Annotated in this window: 11 protein-coding genes; 7 read left to right on the top strand and 4 right to left on the bottom strand. The window is 70.0% G+C overall.

Annotated elements, in window-relative coordinates:
* The first annotated feature begins 97 nt into the window (after positions 1-97).
* The 3 genes from ACLB90_RS10330 to ACLB90_RS10320 are packed head-to-tail and all read left to right on the top strand — an operon-like array spanning position 98 to position 4066.
* Positions 98-2578 (top strand): DEAD/DEAH box helicase, encoded by a 2481-nt coding sequence (locus ACLB90_RS10330; protein ID WP_411849417.1) that lies wholly within the window; start codon positions 98-100, stop codon positions 2576-2578.
* Complete coding sequence (locus tag ACLB90_RS10325) at positions 2575-3663, top strand: ribonuclease H-like domain-containing protein (RefSeq protein WP_411849416.1); 1089 nt, start codon at positions 2575-2577, stop codon at positions 3661-3663. The genes ACLB90_RS10330 and ACLB90_RS10325 overlap by 4 nt, the downstream gene beginning before the upstream one ends.
* A 58-nt stretch (positions 3664-3721) precedes the next feature.
* Complete coding sequence (locus ACLB90_RS10320; protein ID WP_411849415.1) at positions 3722-4066, top strand: I78 family peptidase inhibitor; 345 nt, start codon at positions 3722-3724, stop codon at positions 4064-4066.
* 52 nt (positions 4067-4118) lie between these two features.
* Here the strand turns inward: ACLB90_RS10320 and ACLB90_RS10315 are convergent, their stop codons facing one another.
* Both ACLB90_RS10315 and ACLB90_RS10310 read right to left on the bottom strand, forming a co-directional pair.
* Entirely contained in the window at positions 4119-5927 is a 1809-nt protein-coding gene (locus ACLB90_RS10315; protein ID WP_411849414.1) for a M56 family metallopeptidase, read from the bottom strand.
* Between the two features lie 15 nt (positions 5928-5942).
* The gene (locus ACLB90_RS10310) at positions 5943-6329 is read right to left on the bottom strand and encodes a BlaI/MecI/CopY family transcriptional regulator (RefSeq protein ID WP_411849413.1); all 387 of its coding nucleotides are present in this window, start codon (positions 6327-6329) and stop codon (positions 5943-5945) included.
* 211 nt (positions 6330-6540) lie between these two features.
* On the opposite strand from ACLB90_RS10310, the gene ACLB90_RS10305 reads away from it, so the two are divergent.
* Complete coding sequence (locus ACLB90_RS10305; protein ID WP_411852738.1) at positions 6541-7644, top strand: serine hydrolase domain-containing protein; 1104 nt, start codon at positions 6541-6543, stop codon at positions 7642-7644.
* On the opposite strand, the gene ACLB90_RS10300 is transcribed toward ACLB90_RS10305, so the two are convergent.
* The gene (locus tag ACLB90_RS10300; protein ID WP_411849412.1) at positions 7601-8731 is read right to left on the bottom strand and encodes an SDR family oxidoreductase; all 1131 of its coding nucleotides are present in this window, start codon (positions 8729-8731) and stop codon (positions 7601-7603) included. The genes ACLB90_RS10305 and ACLB90_RS10300 overlap by 44 nt on opposite strands.
* 160 nt (positions 8732-8891) lie before the next feature.
* On the opposite strand from ACLB90_RS10300, the gene ACLB90_RS10295 reads away from it, so the two are divergent.
* Positions 8892-9233, top strand: coding sequence for a hypothetical protein (locus ACLB90_RS10295; RefSeq protein WP_411849411.1), 342 nt, complete (start codon positions 8892-8894; stop codon positions 9231-9233).
* Positions 9234-9248: 15 nt separating this feature from the next.
* Here ACLB90_RS10295 and ACLB90_RS10290 read toward each other — a convergent pair whose 3' ends face one another.
* The gene (locus ACLB90_RS10290) at positions 9249-10316 is read right to left on the bottom strand and encodes a DNA topoisomerase IB (protein ID WP_411849410.1); all 1068 of its coding nucleotides are present in this window, start codon (positions 10314-10316) and stop codon (positions 9249-9251) included.
* Between the two features lie 133 nt (positions 10317-10449).
* On the opposite strand from ACLB90_RS10290, the gene ACLB90_RS10285 reads away from it, so the two are divergent.
* Both ACLB90_RS10285 and gltB read left to right on the top strand, forming a co-directional pair.
* The gene (locus tag ACLB90_RS10285; protein ID WP_411849409.1) at positions 10450-10863 is read left to right on the top strand and encodes an I78 family peptidase inhibitor; all 414 of its coding nucleotides are present in this window, start codon (positions 10450-10452) and stop codon (positions 10861-10863) included.
* Positions 10864-11028: 165 nt separating this feature from the next.
* Positions 11029-15483 carry a glutamate synthase large subunit gene (gene gltB, locus ACLB90_RS10280; RefSeq protein WP_411849408.1) on the top strand — a complete coding sequence of 1485 codons (4455 nt, stop codon included), beginning with the start codon at positions 11029-11031 and terminating at the stop codon, positions 15481-15483.
* Positions 15484-15499 lie beyond the last annotated feature (16 nt).

Genomic DNA, 15499 nt, shown 5'->3' with positions numbered 1-15499 from the left:
ATGATACGGAGGCGACCTTCAGATTTCGTTTCGCGCGTGTCTCAAACGATGAGACACGGCTGTGGTTTCATGGCGTCCTTTGCAGACCGTTGTACTCATGGCCTACGAACTCGCCAAGCGCACCGAGGACGCCGAGCGCCGCCTCGCCACCACCGATGGCCTGCCGTCGCGCAACGGCGCCCTGCTGACCGCGCGGCTGCAGCGCCGCTACGCCGACCGCATCACCGGCAGCTTCACCCTGCCCGGGCGCGAAGGCCGCTATGCGCCGCTTCCCGCCGATGTGCCTGCCGCCCTGGCGGCGGCGCTGAAGGCGCGCGGCATCGAACAGCTCTACAGCCACCAGGCCGAGGCGTGGAACGCCACCCAGCGCGGCGAGCACGTGGCCATCGTCACCCCCACCGCCAGCGGCAAATCGCTGTGCTACACCCTGCCGGTGGTCAGCGCAGCGATGCAGGGCAAGGCCAAGGCGCTGTACCTGTTCCCCACCAAGGCGCTGGCCCAGGACCAGGTGGCCGAACTGCTCGAACTCAACCGCGCCGGCGACCTGGGGGTCAAGGCCTTCACCTTCGATGGCGATACCCCCGGGGACGCACGCCAGGCGATCCGCCTGCATGGCGACATCGTGGTCTCCAACCCGGACATGCTGCACCAGGCGATCCTGCCCCATCACACCAAGTGGGCGCAGTTCTTCGAGAACCTGCGCTACGTGGTGATCGACGAGGTGCACACCTATCGCGGCGTGTTCGGCAGCCATGTCACCAACGTGCTGCGCCGGCTCAAGCGGATCTGCGCGTTCTACGGGGTGGAACCGCAGTTCATCCTGTGCTCGGCCACCATCGGCAACCCGCAGGCGCATGCCGAAGCGCTGATCGAGGCGCCGGTCACCGCCATCACCGAATCCGGCGCGCCCAGCGGCCCCAAGCACGTGCTGCTGTGGAACCCGCCGGTGGTCAACGCCGACCTCGGCCTGCGCGCCTCGGCGCGCTCGCAGAGCAACCGCATCGCGCGCATCGCGATCAAGTCCGGGCTGAAGACGCTGATCTTCGCGCAGAGCCGGCTGATGGTCGAAGTGCTGACCAAGTACCTCAAGGACATCTTCGACCACGACCCGCGCAAGCCGGCGCGCATCCGCGCCTATCGCGGCGGCTACCTGCCCACCGAGCGCCGCGAGACCGAGCGCGCCATGCGCGCCGGGCAGATCGACGGCATCGTCAGCACCTCTGCGCTGGAGCTGGGCGTGGATATCGGCAGCCTGGACGTGGTCGTCCTCAATGGCTATCCGGGCAGCGTCGCCGCCACCTGGCAGCGCTTCGGCCGCGCCGGGCGTCGCCAGCAACCCGCGCTGGGCGTGATGGTGGCCAGCTCGCAGCCGCTGGACCAGTACGTGGTGCGGCACCCGGATTTCTTCGCCGATGCCTCGCCCGAACATGCGCGCATTGCCCCGGACCAGCCGCTGATCCTGTTCGACCACATCCGCTGCGCCGCCTTCGAACTGCCGTTCCTGGCCGGCGACCCGTTCGGCCCCATCGATCCACTGGTGTTCCTCGAAGCACTGGCCGAAACCGAGGTCGTGCACCGCGAGGGTGACCGCTGGGAGTGGATCGCCGACAGTTACCCGGCCAATGCGGTGAGCCTGCGCTCCGTCGCCGACGGCAACTTCGTGGTGGTCGACCGCAGCGACGGCAAGCAGCAGATCATCGCCGAGGTGGACTACTCCGCCGCCGCCCTCACCCTGTACGAAGGCGCCATCCACATGGTGCAGTCCACCCCGTACCAGGTGGAACGGCTGGATTGGGAAGGCCGCAAGGCCTACGTCACCCGCACCCACGTGGACTACTACACCGACAGCATCGACTTCACCAAGCTCAAGGTGCTGGACCGGTTCGACGGCTGCCAGGCCGGGCGCGGCGATTCGCACCACGGTGAAGTACACGTGGTGCGGCGCGTGGCCGGCTACAAGAAAATCCGCTACTACACCCATGAAAACATCGGCTATGGTCCGGTCAACCTGCCCGACCAGGAACTGCACACCACCGCGGTGTGGTGGCAGCTGCCGCAGGCGCTGCTGCTGACCGCGTTCGACAGCAAGCAGGAAGCACTGGACGGCTTCCTCGGCGCAGCCTACGCGCTGCACATCGTGGCCACCGTGGCGGTGATGGCCGATGCGCGCGACCTGCAGAAGGCAGTGGGCAATGGCGACGGTGCGTGGTTCGCGGTGGCCGACCAGAGCGGCCGCGGCCAGCTGCGCGGCGCCGAATTCGATGCCAGCGCGATCGAACTGCAGCAGCAGTTCGTGCCTACCGTGTACCTGTACGACAACTTCCCCGGTGGCGTGGGCCTGAGCGAGCCGCTGTGGCTGCGCCAGGCCGAACTGCTGCAGCGCGCGCAGGAACTGGTGCAGCGCTGCGACTGCAAGGCCGGGTGCCCGGCCTGCGTGGGCCCGGTGCTGGCCGGCCAGGAAGACGACGCCACCACGCCCAAGGCACTGGCACTGCATGTGCTGGACCTGTTCGACGCGCACGCCCTGCCCAGCGCCGCCGAGCGCGAGCGCGCCGCCGCCGAGGTGGTGCCGCAGTGAGCCTGAGCCTGGACAAGCTGCGCCTGCTGCGGCGGCAGGCCGGCGACGCCACTCCGGCGCCTGCAACGCCGGCAGGTGCCGGCCGTGGGTCGGCGCCCCCCGACGAACCGTCAACGCCACTCCCGGCCGCCGCCAATGACGCGCAGGCACGCCCCCCGGCGCCGGCCTCGGTGTTCGCCTGGGTCGAGCAGGAAATCCGCCACAAGCCCACCGGTGACGCCGCTCCTGCGGCGGTGGTTGCAGCCCCCGCACCCGCCCTGCGCACCCCCGAGGTCGGCAGCCTGCATCGCCTGCTCGGCCTGCGCGCGCGCGGCACCACGGCGGCCGCCCTGCCCCGCGCCAATCCGCAGGATCGCCACGTCCCCGGCGAGGAGATCGCCCCCGGACTGTTCCTGATCGAATCGTTCCTGCCGCAGCCCATGCCAACCCAGCCGCTGTCGCTGGCGTTCGCCAAGCGCGAGGGCGAGCAGGTCCAGCCGCAGGACCTGCTGTTCTTCGACACCGAAACCACCGGGCTGGCCGGCGGCACCGGTACCCGTGCCTTCATGATCGGCGCCGCCGACTGGCATACCCATCCCGGGCAGGGCGACGGCCTGCGCATCCGCCAGCTGATGATCACCACCCTCGGCGCGGAAACGGCAATGCTGCGCACCTTCGCCGGATGGTTGCGGCCGGGCCTGGTGTTCTGCAGCTACAACGGCCGCTGCTACGACGCGCCGCTGTTGAAGACGCGTTTCCGGCTGGCCCGCCACGGCGACCCGATCAGCGCGCACGACCATGTGGACCTGCTGTTCCCCACCCGCCGCCGTTACCGCGGCACCTGGGAGAACTGCCGGCTGGCCACCATCGAGCGCCAGCTGCTGCAGATCGTGCGTGAGGACGACCTGCCCGGTTCGGAAGCACCGGCCGCGTGGTTGAACTACCTGCGCGGTGGCAGCGCGGTGAACCTGCGCCGCGTGGCCGACCACAACCACCAGGACGTGGTCACCCTGTCGCTGCTGATGCTGCGGCTGGTCGCCGAGGAACAGCAGGAGCGCGAAACGCTGGCACTGCAGGCTGTCGTCCCCCCACAGCGGCCGCGTTGACGCCGCGTAACGGCCCCCCCACGGACACTGCTGGCACTTACCGTGGGAGGATCACCGCATGCGTTGGAATCTGATGTTCGCCGTGGCGTGCGCGCTGCCGCTGGCAGCCTGCAGCCATCCGGCCAAAACCGCGTCCGGCCCGTCGCCGTCGGGCGACAGCCCTGCGGCCGCCACCGAGCCGGCAGTGGCCGGCAGCGCCGCGCGCTGCGATCCGGAGAAGGTGGCCAGCCTGGTGGGGCAGACCGCCACCGAAGCCGTGGTGCAGCAGGCCGTCAAGGCCAGCGGCGCGCGGCATGCCCGCGTGCTCAAGCCGGGCATGGCGATGACGATGGACTTCCGCGAGGATCGTCTCAGCCTGGAAGTGGACGCGCAGAACAGGATCGTGCGCGCCAACTGCGGTTGAGCCCGGCGTGCTGCCTGCGCCAGGCGCAGGCAGCACCGCAGTGGGGCCGGCCTCAGTCGCGCAGGCGCTCCACCTTTCCGCTGGACAGGGCCTGATCGATCGCCGCCCGCACTTCGCGTGCGGCGCGGGCCGTGGCCACACTCTGCTGCTGGGCCAGACGCGCCTGTTCACGGCCCATTTCGGCCTGCTCGCGCGCGACCCGTGCCAGCTGCTGGGCATCCACCGCCTTGCTCGCGGCGATGCGGGCCTGCCGCGTGGCCTGCCCCGCATCGGACGCTGAGGCCGCCCCGGACCGTGCCGCCAGATTGGCCATCGCCGCCACATCCACCGACGCCATCGCATCGGCGGTGGCCTGCATCGATACATCGGCCAGGAGCTGGCCCAGCTCGGACTGGCGGTCGCCCAGCCCGGCCTGCGCATTGCCCAGCGCGGCGACCTCGGCCTGGGTGCGGGCCAACTGCCGGAGCACGGCCGGGTCGCGGATCAGGTAGCGGTCCTGGCCACGTCGCACCCACAGGGCCGGTGCGTCGCCGTGCGCGTCGCGCCGCGCCTGTTTGAGATCGGCCATCGACGCATCCACGAAGTTGCCGTCGTCCCCGCCCATCAGCACGAAGGCCTGAGCGGGTTGCCGCGAAAGGCTGAGCTGGCCGTGGGTGATGAACGCCGTTCCATCATCGCCCAGCGCCGTGGGCGGTTCCGGCGCGCGCGGTGGCGTGGGGGCGATCGGTGCGGTGGGCGCTGCCGGTGCAGCCAGCGGCTGCGGTGCGGCCAGCGGGGCGAGCACCGCGGCCGGCGCGGGGGCGGGCAGCGGCGCCGGCGGCGTCGGTACGCGCGGCGTGGCCGCTACCGGCGGTGCGGGCGGCGGCGGGGCTATCGCCGCCACTAGGCGCATCGGGGCCACGCCCACCAGCACGATCACGGCCGTGATGGCCAGCGCGGCCACGCGCGGGAAGCGATGGGTCTGCTGCAGGGTGAGCAGCCGGCGCTTGAGGCTGCGGAAGTTCGGCGACGCGCTGGCCACGCCCACCGCCGGTCGCGGTGCCACGCCCAGCTGCACCAGCAGCCGACCGTAGTCGTGGCGGCAATGGCCGTGCCCGGCCACCACCGCACCGTCGCAGGCTTCTTCGCGCGCCAGTGCGTATTCGCGTGCAGCCAGATGCACCAGCGGATGGAAGAAGAACAGGTGCTGGGCCAGTGCGGGCAGCAGCCCCCACCACAGGTCGTGGCGCTGCAGGTGCACCAGTTCATGGGTCAGCGCCATGTCCAGGTCGTCGGCGCTCATCGACGGCAGTTCCCGTGCCGGCAGCAGCAGCACCGGGCGCCACGGCCCGATCAGCTGCGGCGAGCGGATCTGCGCGGACACCTTCAGGGTCGGCGCGCGGCGCAGACCGTGTGCTTCAGCGGCCAGCTGCAGCGCCTGCCGCAACGTCGCATCGGTGCAGTCGGCCGCGCCGCGCACCAGCGCACGGCTGTGCCGGTAGCCGCGCAGGCTGTGCACCAGCACCACCACCACGCCGGCGGCCCATGCGGCCAGCAGCAGCGCCGGCCACGACCACAGCGCCGCCTGCGGGGCCGCCATCGCCACCGCGTCGGTCATGGCGGGTGCGCTCGTCAGTGCCGTCTCCACGGCGGGCAGTGCGACCAGGTGCGCGGTCGGCGTGGCCGCCGCAGGCAACACCGCCAGTTCCAGCGGGCTGCTCCACACCAGGCCCAGCACCGCCTGCGCGGCCACCAGCCACCACAGCCGGCACCGCGTGGCCGTCGGCAGCGCCGGCAGCAGCCGGCACACGCCCCATACCAGGGCCACCAGCAGCACGCTCTGCAGGCTGGTCCAGCCCAGCCGGGTCAGCAATTCGATCATCAGGCTGTCCATGTCTCAGCTCTCCCGCTTGCGCGACTGCAACTGTGCGACCAACGCTTCCAGCTCGGCCAGCTCCTGGTCGCTCACGTCGGCCTTGTGCGACATGAAGGCCACGAACGGCGACAGCGAGCCCTGCAGCGTCTTCTCGACGAAGCTGGCCACCGCCCCCTGGACCACGCTGTCCTGCCCGGTGGTGGCGGCATAGCGATACACGCCCTGGACCTGCCTGCGCTGCAGGTAGGCCTTGCCGCGCAGGCGCTCCATCATGGTCAGCACGGTCGAGCGGGCCAGGCCGCGCTCCTCCCCGAACCCGGCCGCCACCTCACCCACGGTGGCGCCGCCCTGTTCCGCTACGTACTGCAACAGGGCCAGCTCCTGGTCCCCGATGGTCTTGCCGCGCATGACACTCTCCGATGACTACACGTGTAGCCACGGTGCCAGTGACTACAGGTGTCGTCAAGTGCCGGATGGCGCGTGCCGACGAACGGTCGTCCGCGCCTGCGCTTTAAACCCTTCGCGCGGCCCCGGCATCCAAGCCGTCGAGCCACTGATGGCCGAAGGACATTGCATGCGTTCCAGACGACACCGCTTCCTGCTTGCCTGCGTTGCCCTGATGCTCCCCGGCCTGCTGCCGCTGCAGAGCGGGGCCGCCACCCCCTGGGACGATGCGAACGCGCAGACCCGCCGCTTCATCCGCCAGACGATGCAGGAGCAGCGCATTCCCGGCCTGCAGATCGCGGTGGTCAAGGATGGCCGCGTGGTGCTGTCCGATGCCCTCGGCCTGGCCAATGTCGAAAATGACGTGGCAACCACGCCGACCACGCGGTTTCCGCTGAACTCGGCCACCAAATCCTTCACCGGCGTGGCGATGGCACAACTGGCCGACGCCGGGCGTGTGGACCTGGAGGCACCGCTGTCGCGGTATCTGGACGATCTGCCCGAGGCGTGGCGCAGCGTGCGCGTGCGCCAGCTGCTGGCGCATACCTCTGGATTGCCCGACATCCTCGACGCGCGCGGTCTGCTCGGTGGCGGTTCGGAGCAGGACGCGTGGAACGCGGTGGCCGCGTTGCCGGTGGAAGCACCCGCCGGCCAGCGCTTCATGTACAACCAGACCAACTACGTGCTGCTGGCACGCATCATCGCCCGGCAGTCGGGCGTGCCGTACGCGCAGTACCTGCAGCAGGGCCAGTTCGCGGCCGCAGGCATGCCGCGCACCACCTTCGGCGACAGCTACGACCTGGTGGCCGGCGCGGCCACGATGTACAGCTACGCACCGCGCGGTACCGATGCACCGGATGCGGCGCCGCGCCTGTCGCACTGGTTCTACGACATGCCCCCGACCCTGTGGGCCGGGGGCGGCATCCTGACCACCGCCGATGACGTGGCGCAGTGGATGGTGGCGTTGTCGCAGCAGCGGCTGCTTCCCCGCCGCAGCATGACGCGCATGTGGCGCGCCGAGCGCCTCAACGATGGCACCGACGGCAGCTGGGCCGCCGGCTGGCCGGTGCTGGGCACGGTGCCCGACCTGCAGGTGGGCGGCATGGGCGGTGCCCGCGCGGCCTTCATCGTCTACCCCGAACGCGGGCTGGCGGTGGTCGTGCTGACCAACCTGGTCGGCGCCAACCCGCAGCGCTTCATCCCGACCATCGCCGGCTTCTACGCGCCGCCGCAGGTCAGCCGCGCGGCCCGCCCATCACCGGCAGGATCGCCCCGCTGATGTAGCTGGCGGTCACCGGCGAGGCCAGGAACACGTACGCCGGCGACAGTTCCTCCGGCTGCGCCGGGCGACCCATGTCGCTGTCCCTGCCGAAGTCGGCCACGTCCTGCGCCTGCTTGTCGGCGGGGTTCAGTGGGGTCCATACCGGGCCGGGCGCCACTGCGTTGACCCGGATCCCACGCGGCAGCAGCTGGCTGGCCAGCGCCTTGGTGAACGCGTGGATGGCGCCCTTGGTTGCCGAGTAGTCAACCAGCGACTTGCTGCCGAACAACCCGGTTTCCGAGCCGGTGTTGATGATGCAGTCGCCTTCCTCCAGATGCGGCAGCACCGCGCGTGCCATCTGGATGTAGCCGCCGATGTTGGTCTGCAGGGTTTCCTGCAGATGCGCGTCCTCCAGGTCTTCCAGGCGTTCGCAATGCAGCTGGAACGCCGCGTTGTTGACCAGGATGTCGATGCCACCGAACGCCTTGGCCACCTGCTTCACGGCCTTGGCGCAGAACGCCGGGTCGCGCACGTCACCGGCAATCACCACGCAGCGGCCGCCTTCGGCTTCCACATGCTGGCGGGTGACCTTCGCATCGGCCGCTTCGTCCAGGTGCAGCACGGCGACGTCGGCGCCTTCGCGTGCGAACAGCACCGCCACGGCGCGGCCGATACCGGAATCGGCACCGGTGATGATCGCGCGCTTGCCCTGCAGCTTGCCGCTGCCGCGGTAATCCGGCGCGAGGAACCGCGGCGCCAGATCCAGTTCGTGTTCGTTGCCCGGCTTGGCCAGGTGCTGGGCGGGCATCGTCTCGGGCTGTTTGCGTGCCCCGGCCTGGGTGGCTTTTTTGCCGGCCTTCTTCGCTGCCGCACCGGCAACCTGTTTCTTCGCCGCCTGCTTGGCCACGCGCGCATCCTTGGCCTTCTCCTGGTCCTGCAGGCGCCGCTGGCGTGCCGCGACGCGGGCCGCGCGTGGGTCCTTGGCGGCCGCCTTGCGGGTGGCCGTCTTGACCACGGGCGTGCGCTCGGCCGCCGGTTTGGCGGTCTTGCCGGTGGCGGTCTTGCGCGGGGCGGAAGGGCGGGTTCGGGTCGTGCGGGTGGCCATCTGCGGCTCCTTTGCGTAAGCGTTCAAGTGCAGAGGCAGTGTGACCAACCGCGCGGCCAGACAGGGTGAGCGCGATGTGGGCATGCCGTGTACGCGTTCATCCGCCGCATACGCCGGCGAAGGCACGCTGCATCCAGGCATCGCCCTTCCTGGAGTTCCCATGTATCGCACCCTCATCGCGGTGGCCGCCGTGGCCGCCCTTTCCGCCTGCAGCAGCGCACCGGTCGCGCAGGTGCAGCCCATCGACGGCGTGATCTCCGGCCAATGCCACGTGGACAAGGTGCGCGGCGCGGTCGGTCTGGCGGCATCGGCCGCCACCATCGAACGCGCCCGCGTGGACAGCGACAGCCTGCAGGTCGCCGTGATCCGCGGCCAACGCACCGAAAGCGGCCCCACGGCCAGCGGCGCGGCCGATCCCACGCCCGGGGCGCAGAGCGGCGGCGACCGGCTGACCATCGAAACCGGCCGCACCAACAACATCACCGCGCTCTACTGCGGCTGACGACCGGGCGCGCGCTCAGCGCCTCGGCGTCGTTGCGCGGGCGCTGCGCCGTGCGGCCTTGAGGAAGCGCAGCGTCGCCTGCTCCCACTGGCGGTCGCCGCGCAGCCCCGCCAGGCGGCTCAACTGCCCGGCGCGCCAGCCGTCGAACACACACGGATCGATATAGGCCTTGCGGCACACCGCCGGCGTGTTGCCCAGCAGCGCCGCCACCGCGCCCACCACCTCGTTCTGCAGCGCCATCAGCGCCCGTTCGCTGGCTGGCTCGGGCAAGGCGGTGGCCGCCAACTGGCGCAGCGCCGCGACGGTGCCGCCCCAGGTGCGGAAATCCTTGGCGCTGAAATCCTCGCCCATCGCGTCGTGCAGATACGCGTTGACCTGCCCCGAATCCACCGGCTGCACGCTGCCATCGTCGTCGCGGTACTGGAACAGTGCCTGCCCCGGCAACTGCTGGCAGCGCCGGATCAGCTGCACCAGGCGCCGATCGTCCACGTCCACTTCGTGCGCCTGGCCCGACTTGCCGCGGAAGCGCATCTGCGCGCGCCCGCCCTTGACCAGCGCCAGGTGGTGGTTGCGCAGCGTGGTCAGGCCGTAGGAACGGTTGTCGCGCGCGTAGGCGGCGTTGCCGATGCGCACCAGTGTGTCGGCCAGCAGGGCGACCACGATGGCCAGCACCTTGTCGCGCGGGAAGCCCGGCAGCGCCAGGTCGCGGCGCAGGCGGCGGCGCAGCGCCGGCAAGGCCATGCCGAAGGCGATCACCCGGTCGAACTTGCCGTCGCCGCGTACCCGCGACCAGTCGGCGTGGTAGCGGTACTGCTTGCGTCCGCGCGCATCGCGCCCCGTCGCCTGCAGGTGGCCGTTGGTCTGCGCGCAGATCCACACCGCCGTGTAGGCCGGCGGCACCGCCAGCGCGCGGATCCGCGCCAGCGTGGCGGCATCGCGTACGGCCGCCCCGTCGGCATCGCGGTAGCTGAAACCCTTCCCGGCCCGGCGCCGGGCAATGCCGGGCTGATCGTCGCTGACATGGCGCAGGCCGGCCTGGCGGGCGGCGGCGGCTTCGGGCGTGGCGGTGGGTCGGGTGGGCATGGCGGGCATCGTGGAAGGGGCGGCCAGTGTCACCGTTGGCGGTGCGGCAGCGCGTCAATAACGCAACCCCAACACCTGGCCCCCGTCCAGGCGATATGCTCCATCGTTTCCCGGTTGGATGTCTGGAGTGCCGATGTCGTCCTTGTCGTTCCGCCGCCTGCGGCGTTTTGTGGGTCCCAAGATTCTGTCGATTGCCCTGTTCCCGGCCGTCCTTGTGCTGAGCGCCTGCCAGGCGCCGCCGATGGACGAGCAGGAAGCGGTGGGCATGCATGCGCAGCAGGCCGCCGAAGCAGCGGCTGCGCCCGCCGATGCCACCGGCAAAGCGCTGGAAGCACCGCCGGTCGGCAACTGCGATGCCACCCAGGTGCAGAGCCTGGTCGGCCAGGCCTTCACCGATGCCGTTGGCAACCAGGCCCAGCAGGATGCCGGCGCCAAACAACTGCGCGTGCTCAAGCCCAGCGACATGACCACGATGGAATTCGTGGGCGAGCGCCTGAACATCGAACTGGACGAAAAGGGCGTGATCAGCGGCCTGCGCTGCGGCTGAACACGGGGCGTTGGAGGCTGGAAAAGCAGGGGTTTGGTTGCGCCTGCAACCGTGTATTGCGGCGTTGCAACAACTATGCTCTAGTCGAGTCATCCGGTGCCTTCGCTTGCGCTCAACGGATTGAGCGGGGACGACTGTCGCCGCTCACCCGACTTCGAGGCAGAGATGGCCCCCCGCAACCGCCAAGGGCTTTACGACCCGCAAGATGAGCGCGATGCCTGTGGTTTCGGCATGGTTGCCCAGCTCGACGACCAGCCGTCACGGCTGCTGGTCGACACCGCCATTGCCGCACTCTCGCGCATGACCCACCGCGGCGGCGTCGCCGCCGACGGCATCACCGGCGACGGCTGCGGCCTGCTGCTGCGCCGCCCGGACACGTTCCTCAACGCGCTCGCCGCCGAGGCCGGGCTCCGCCTCGGCGCACGCTTCGCCGCCGGCGTGGTGTTTCTGCCGCACGACGACGCCGCCGCACAGACCTGCCGCGAAACGCTGGAACAGCAGCTGCGCAGCGCAGGCTGCCAGCCGGTCGGCTGGCGCGTGGTGCCCACCGATCCCAGCGTCTGCGGCCAGCTGGCGCGCGACACGCTGCCGCGCATCGAACAGGTGTTTGTCGATGCCGCCACCGACCAGGACGAGGCCGCCTTCACCCTGGCGCTGTTCCTGGCCCGCCGCCGCAGCGAACAGGAACTGCGCGACCACGCCGACTATTACGTCACCACGCTCAGCCCGAACGCGATCAGCTACAAGGGCATGGTGCTGCCGGACAAGCTCAGCCGCTTCTACCCGGACCTGCAGCGCAACGACCTGGCCTCCAGTGCCGTCGTGTTCCACCAGCGCTTTTCCACCAACACGCTGCCGCGCTGGCCGCTGGCGCACCCGTTCCGGATGCTCGCCCACAACGGCGAGATCAACACCATCGAAGGCAACCGGCGCTGGGCGCAGGCGCGCAGCAAGGTGTGGAAAACCCCGCGCTTCGACATCGGCCAGTTCGATCCGGTGATCTCCATGCATGGCTCGGATTCGCAGAGCCTGGACAACATGCTCGAACTGATGGTCAGCGCCGGCATGGAACTGATCCAGGCCCTGCGCATCCTGGTGCCGCCGGCGACCCAGTCGCTGGAGTTCAAGGACCCCGACCTGGCCGCGTTCTACGAGTTTTACGGCCTCAACAGCGAGCCGTGGGACGGTCCGGCCGGCATCGTCGCCTGCGACGGCCGCTATGCGGCCTGCACGCTGGACCGCAACGGCCTGCGGCCGGCGCGCTGGATGCTCACCTCCGACCGCCACTTCCTGGTGGCCTCCGAAGCGGGCGTGTGGGAAGTGCCGGCCGAGCGCGTGGTGCGCAAGGGCAAGCTCGGCCCGGGCGAGATGATGGCCATCGACCTCAAGCGCGGTGACCTGCTCGACTCCGATGCCATCGACCGCATCAACCGCGGCCGTGCACCGTACAAGCAGTGGCTGCAGCAGGGCGTGACCTACCTGCAGACCGAACTGATCGACCCGTCGCTGGTCGAGGAACCGTTCGACGAACGCACGCTGCGCAGCTACCACAAGCTGTTCCAGCTGAGCACCGAAGAGGTCGAGCAGATCCTGCGGCCGCTGGCGGAAACCGAGCAGGAAGCCACCGGCTCGATGGGCGACGACACCCCGATGGCGGTGCTCAGCCAGCACAGCCGCCCGCTCTACGACTATTTCCGCCAGGCGTTCGCGCAGGTCACCAACCCGCCGATCGACCCGCTGCGCGAAGACTGCGTCATGTCGCTGTCCACCCAGCTCGGCAAGGAGACCAACATCTTCCATGCCGGCGCGGAGACGGTGAACCACGTCATCCTCAACTCGCCGGTGCTCAGCCAGCGCAAGCTGCGCCAGCTGATCAAGATGGAGCAGTACGTCGAGAAGAACCGCCTGATCGACCTCTCCTACAGCCTGGAGGAAGGTCTCAAGGCGGGCATCGAGCGCATCTGCGCCGAAGCCGAGGCAGCCGCGCGCGATGGCATCGTGATGCTGCTGCTGAGCGACCGCTACCCGGTGGCCGACCGGCCGATGGTGCATGCCCTGCTGGCCACCAGCGCGGTGCACCACCACCTGTCCAACGCCGGGCTGCGCTGCGACGTCAACCTGATCCTGGAAACCGGCACCGCGCGCGACGCGCACCACATGGCCTGCCTGCTCGGCTTCGGCGCCACCGCGGTGTACCCGTACCTGGCCTACCAGACCCTGTTCGACCTGGGCCGGCGCGGCATCCTGCAGCTCAGCAAGGGCGGCGAGCAGTCGCAGATCGGCCGCCGCTACCGCAAGGGCATCTACAAGGGCCTGTCCAAGATCATCTCGAAGATGGGCATCTGTACCGTGGCCAGCTACCGCGGCGCGCAGCTGTTCGAGATCGTCGGCCTCGACGACGAGGTGGTCGACCTGTGCTTCCCGGACACCGCCTCGCGGGTGGCCGGCGTCGGCTTCGAACGGCTGGACCAGGAAGCGCGCGAGCTCACCGTGCGCGCCTGGAACGACCTGCTGCGCCCCGACGTGGGCGGCGTGCTCAAGTACGTGCACGGCGGCGAGTACCACATGTACAACCCGGACGTGGTCATGACCCTGCAGCGCGCGGCGCGCAGCGGCGATGCCGCCGACTGGCAGCGTTACTGCGAGGCGGTGCACGGCCGGCCGGTGTCGGCACTGCGCGACCTGCTGCAGCTCAAGGCCGCGCCCGTACCCACCCCGCTGGACCAGGTGGCCCCGGCCGAAGACCTGTTCCGCCGCTTCGATACCGCCGCCATCAGCCTGGGCGCGCTGTCGCCCGAAGCGCATGAAGCACTGGCGATCGCGATGAACCGGCTGGGCGGGCGCAGCAATTCCGGCGAAGGCGGCGAAGACCCGGTGCGCTATGGCACCGACAAGCGCAGCAAGATCAAGCAGGTTGCATCGGGCCGCTTCGGCGTCACCGCCGAGTACCTGGTCAATGCCGAAGTGCTGCAGATCAAGGTTGCCCAGGGCGCCAAGCCCGGCGAAGGCGGCCAGTTGCCCGGGCACAAGGTCAACGAGCTGATCGCGCGGCTGCGCTACGCCAAGCCGGGCATCGGCCTGATCTCGCCGCCGCCGCACCACGACATCTACTCCATCGAAGACCTCGCCCAGCTGATCTACGACCTCAAGCAGGTCAACCCGGACGCGCTGGTCTCGGTGAAGCTGGTCAGCCATGCCGGCGTGGGCACGATTGCCGCCGGCGTGGTCAAGGCCGGCGCAGACCTGATCACCGTGTCCGGCCATGACGGCGGCACCGGCGCCAGCCCGGTCAGTTCGATCCGCTATGCCGGCGTGCCGTGGGAACTGGGCGTGGCCGAATCGCACCAGGCGCTGGTCGCCAACGACCTGCGCGGGCGCACCCTGCTGCAGACCGACGGCGGCCTGAAGACCGGCCTGGACGTGATCAAGGCCGCGCTGCTCGGCGCGGACAGCTTCGGCTTCGGCACCGCGCCGATGATCGTGCTGGGCTGCAAATACCTGCGCATCTGCCACCTCAACAACTGCGCCACCGGCGTGGCCACTCAGGACGAGCGCCTGCGCGCGCAGTACTTCACCGGGCTGCCCGAGCGCGTGGAGAACTTCTTCCGGCTGTTGGCCGAGGAAGTCCGCGGCTGGTTGTCCTACCTGGGCGTGCGTTCGCTGGACGAGATCGTCGGCCGTACCGACCTGCTGCAGCAGCTGGCGGTCGCACCGCGCCCCGGCGTCAAGGTCGACCTGTCGCGCCTGCTCAACCCGGCGCAGTACGCCGGCAGCCATTGCGCGGCCCAGCGCCTGTACGAATCGCCGGACAGCCTGGCCACGCAGATGGATGGACTGCTGGCGCCGGCCATCGCCGGCAAGCTCGGCGGCGAGCACCGCTTCCTGATCCACAACACCGACCGCTCGATCGGCACCCGCCTGTCCGGCGCCATCGCCCGTGCGCACGGCAACCAGGGCATGAGCGATGCACCGCTGACGCTGCGCTTCCGCGGCACCGCCGGGCAGAGCTTCGGCGCGTTCAATGTCGGCGGCCTGCAGCTGGAAGTGGAAGGCGAAGCCAACGACTACGTCGGCAAGGGCATGGCCGGCGGCCGGCTGGTGGTGCGCCCGCCGCGTGGCGCGCGCTTCGAGGCACGCAACACCGCGATCATCGGCAACACCTGCCTGTACGGCGCCACCGGTGGCGAACTGTTCGCGGCCGGCCGCGCCGGCGAACGCTTCGGCGTGCGCAACTCGGGCGCGCTGGCGGTGATCGAAGGCGCCGGTGACCACTGCTGCGAGTACATGACCGACGGCATCGTGCTGGTGCTCGGCAAGGTCGGGCTGAACTTCGGCGCCGGCTTCACCGGTGGCCTGGCCTACGTGCTGGATATCGACCGCGACTTCGTGGACCGCTACAACCACGAACTGATCGACATCCACCGCATTTCGGCCGAGGGCTTCGAGAACCATCGCCAGCACCTGCATACGCTGATCAGCCGCCACCGCGAACTGACCGGCAGCATCTGGGCGCAGCAGATTCTCGACGAGTTCCGCGATTACGTCGGCAAGTTCTGGCTGGTCAAACCCAAGGCCGCCAGCATCGAATCGCTGACCGACTCACTGCGCCGCGCCGCCTGACCGGGCGGGAGGCGCC

The sequence above is a fragment of the Stenotrophomonas sp. LGBM10 genome (assembly GCF_046736075.1).
Taxonomy (GTDB): domain Bacteria; phylum Pseudomonadota; class Gammaproteobacteria; order Xanthomonadales; family Xanthomonadaceae; genus Stenotrophomonas.
This window is presented reverse-complemented; position numbering and strand designations above follow the sequence as displayed.